2 protein-coding genes are annotated in these 4,148 nt (G+C 55.9%); both read right to left on the reverse strand.

All coding sequences use genetic code 11. From position 1 onward, the window contains the following. Positions 1–14 precede the first annotated feature (14 nt). Positions 15–3,131 (reverse strand): NlpC/P60 family protein, encoded by a 3,117-nt coding sequence (locus DXC67_RS09360; RefSeq protein ID WP_117638173.1) that lies wholly within the window; start codon positions 3,129–3,131, stop codon positions 15–17. 30 nt (positions 3,132–3,161) lie between these two features. Beyond that, positions 3,162–4,148, reverse strand: a 987-nt coding sequence (locus DXC67_RS09365) for a C39 family peptidase (protein ID WP_117638174.1), incomplete at its 5' end; no start/stop codon positions are given.

Here is a 4,148-nt window from a genome sequence, read left to right on the forward strand (position 1 = left end):
CCCCTCAACAGACTCTATGCGAAAGGCCTAGCGGCACCGATTACACGACCTGGAGCATTGACCGAGCGCTCGGTCACACCGATCCCAGGCCACGAATCAATGATTCGACCGTTTCCGATATAGATTCCAATATGGCCCTGGTAGTAGACCACATCTCCCCTCTGCATAGCAGAAGTGCTAACCGGCATAAACGTGTTGTTGCGATACCAATTCATGGAGTTGTAGGTTTGCTCGGGCAACCAACGATGGTTATACGGGTTATACCAACCCATATCCATGCCAGTCGCATACAGACATTGCAGCACTAAGCCCGAACAATCAACCGCATCCCCCGGCCAAGAAGACCAAGGCTCGATATAACGCGTCCCGATATATTCACGAGCACGCTGGACGAATGCGTTGATGCAATCCTGTCGCGAAGCGTTGTAAGGAATTCGAGAAGGCGTGACATACGTAAAGTAACCGGTGCAATACGAAGGAAGCTGCACGCTATTGCAACTAACCTTTGGATAAGATCCCGGGGTCTGATACCCCATATAACGATAGGTCTCAAAATACGAATCAGACGTAGAGCCTGGTGCGGAAGCGCCCTTGGGAACAATCTTTACCTGTAATGCCTGAACAGGAATGCCAAGCTTCGTGGTGCCCGCCGGTGATCCATTTTTGGTCCAGCCAAGCCATCCGTAATTTGACACGTGGACGCGATACCAGACATCAAAGTAATTCGAAACGTCACCAGTCAAATTAATCTTCACAGCTTGGATTTGTTGTCCCTGTCCAATGGTTCCCGCTGTGGCTCCATCTGAGACAGCAGATTGCCAGCCGATATTGGATACGTGGGCGGAATACGAAATGCCACCGTTCATGGAACTATCGGAAAGGGACAGTTGCATTGCCTCCATGGCACGGTTCTGCCCAACCGTTCCGGCAACACCGCCATTGCCAACAGACGCTTGCCAGCCAAGACCGGAGCAATTTGCCTTAGCGGATAGCCCAGGAAGCTGGATCAACGCAGCATGATCTTGAACGGGAGCGTCGGACGAACCCTTGGCAACCAACTTAATTTGAATTGCCTCGGCCTGCTTAGACAGCCCAACGGTGCCAGCTGCGGCGTCATTTTTAGCCCAACCAAGCCAACCATAATCCGCCGCATGAATACGGTAGTAAATATTGTATTTTGACGAGTCGTTGCCAGTGAGCCTTAATTTAACCGCCTGAATTGCGAGGCCCTTGCCAACAGTGCCAGCATAGGAAGCACCCGAAACGTATGGCTGCCAACCGATATTCGCAACGTGTGCTGACACTTCAACGGAGGCATCGATGCCCTGCGTCGAAATATACAACGCCTGCAGAGAACGAGACATGCCCGTCTGGCCGGCAGTTTCGCCATTGCCAACGGGAGCCAACCAGCCCGCAGAAGCAACGTGCGCCTGGGATACAAGACCGATTCCCGACGTTTCGGTAAATGCATTACCGGTAGAACCAGGGGCAGGTTGACCCTTACGAACAAGTGCAACATCTATGCCGCACAAACCGGAAGAACCACCAGAAACGCCACATGCCTGACCATTTGACGTCCAGCCCGTCCAGCCATTACCGGAATCGTATACTCGATACCAAATGTCATAATTGGCAGCAAACTGGCCGCTCAGCGACATTTTTATCGCTTTAATGGGTGCGCCGGATACCGCCTTGGCGGCGCCGCCATCCGATTCGGAAGCACCCCAGCCTGAATATGCATCCATAACGGTATAGGAAATTGACCCGTCATCAGTTTGGCCTGCAACGCTTAAGGCAATGGAGTTCAGCAGTTTGGCGCCTTTGCCTCCAATCGTAGCCTTTTGACCAGAAGATAAGCCAAGACTCTCCCCAGAAACGGCGGATCCGGAAACCGCAACAGCATCTAGATCGCCGATAAAGACCTTGCTCGAAGAGCCAGGCGCTGCTCCGCCTTTCTCCACAAGGATTACCTTTACCGCTTCGATAGCCTTGCCTTTACCGGCAGAACCAGCGGCAGCTCCATTACAAGCCCAATCGAGCCAGCCTATACCCGAGACATGAGCACAGTACCAAATGTCATATTTTTCAGCTGCCTCACCGGTTAGACGAATCTGAACGGCTTCGAGACGCTGAGACTTACCAGTCGTTCCACAGTGCCCCTCAGACCACTGTTGCCAGCCGACATTAGAAACATGGCCACGAAGCTCAATGGAGCCCGAGTGACCATACCAGCCAAGCTGAGCCTCAAGCGCCTCCATGGGGAGGCCCCTACCAGTTGTCCCGGCAACAGATCCGCCGCCTACGGGCGACATCCAACCAATATTCGACGTATGTGAGCGAACAGTGATTGAGGCAGGTTCATCGCTACGGCTCTTAAAAGGACAGGCGGTGTCGCCCGGGGCGGGGTCGCCCTTGGGCAGGACCGCGACCTGGACGGCCTGGACGGCGCGGCCGTAGCCCGCCGAGCCGGCGTCGGCGCCGTCGCACGCCCAGCCCAGCCAGCCGAACTCGGCGGAGTGGACGCGGTACCAGACGGTGTAGCGGGCCGACAGCTCCCCGGACAGCCTGACCCTCAGGGCCTCGACGGCGCGGGACTGGCCGGTCGTGCCGGCGGTGCCGCCGTTGCCGACGGCGGCCTGCCAGCCGACGTTGGAGACGTGGGCCTCGACGGATATGGCATTTGCAATCTGTTCTTGAGAGGTGGCTCCATCCACTTCAAGTGAGATTTTTAGTGCCTCAAGATTCAAGCCCCTACCCGTGGTTCCGGCAACCTTACCCGAACTAACCGGATCCATCCAGCCAATATTCTGCACATGGGCAGAAACACTAACGTTTTTGACGGTGAGCTGATCGTTGGAGGCAGAATCAGCGGCAGCGGCTTCGTTAGTCTCCCCCGATAAGACCTGCTGCGCGTCTTGAGGCTCGCTATCTACGGAGCCAGCATCCGATTCTTGCCCCCCAGAGATAGGCTCAGCTTGATTGGAAGTAGAGCCTTCAAGATGAAAGCTGTTTGAATCATCAGATCCGTCAATTGAATAATCGGCATATGCAGCAGTCACGGCCCATGATTGACTCATGAACAGCGCGATAACCACAAGTATAGAAACGGACACATCTAAGAGACGCTTCACGATTCCACCTTCCTTCGACTTCGACGGCGCCTATTTAATGACGACCGCCTGAGCTCCTCTTTGCGAGTATAGCGAAGCAATGCGCTGAGCTGAGTTAGAGACATAGCCAGCGAGTGAATCAGCAATGTAAACGGTACCTAGGGAGCGATTAAAGCCTCTTAAGACAACGGTGTGAGAGTTGGTATAGGTTCTATAAACCCTTCCGCCGTAAGCCTGAGTCGCATAGCAACTTCCCAGGTTTTGCATACCTATCGTTGACCAAATAATAACGGGATGTCCAGCTTCCAAGTACGAATAAAGGTCATAGAAACCAGTACCGGTCACATCGTAGGCTCGCAAACTACTACCACTGCTAATCAAGAAAGAATTCGCGGTGTTGGTCAGTCCGGGAGCAGATATGCAGTTTCCATTCGAAGCGCTATGAGGATTGCCCCAAAACGCCGTAACAAAATCCCAACTGCTCCTAGGCATATACGCGTCTGCAATGACGGTTTTACCCAAACCAAATCCGTAATAGTTAAGCGCATTGGTCAATGCAACGGACTCGCAGCCAGTCGGAAGCTCGGGGTTCTGCATTGTACAAGGGACGTTGAGAACAACCGAATTCGGATGCAATGGGCGGTCCCTGTACGCGCCGTCCGTCGGGCCCGGGGCCGCCGAGCCCTTCGCGAGGACGCGGACCTGGAGCGCCCCTACGCGGTAGCCGATGCCGGTCGTGCCGGCGCGGGCCCCGTCGCTGGCCCAGCCGAGCCAGCCGTAGTCCTGCACGTAGGCGCGGTACCACACGTCGTAGTACTCGGAGAGGTCGCCGGTCAGGCGCATCTTCACGCACTCGACCGCCCTGCCCTGGCCGGTGGTGCCCGCCACGGCGCCGCCCGAGACCTCGTCCTGCCAGCCGACGCCGGAGACGTGGGCGCTGTAGAACAGGCCGCCGGAGACCGGCGAGGAGACCTCGGCGGCGATCGCCTCGACGGCGCGGGACTGGCCGGTCGTGCCGGCGGTGCCGCCGTTGCCGAC

The organism is Collinsella sp. TF07-1 (assembly GCF_003437235.1).
GTDB lineage: Bacteria > Actinomycetota > Coriobacteriia > Coriobacteriales > Coriobacteriaceae > Collinsella.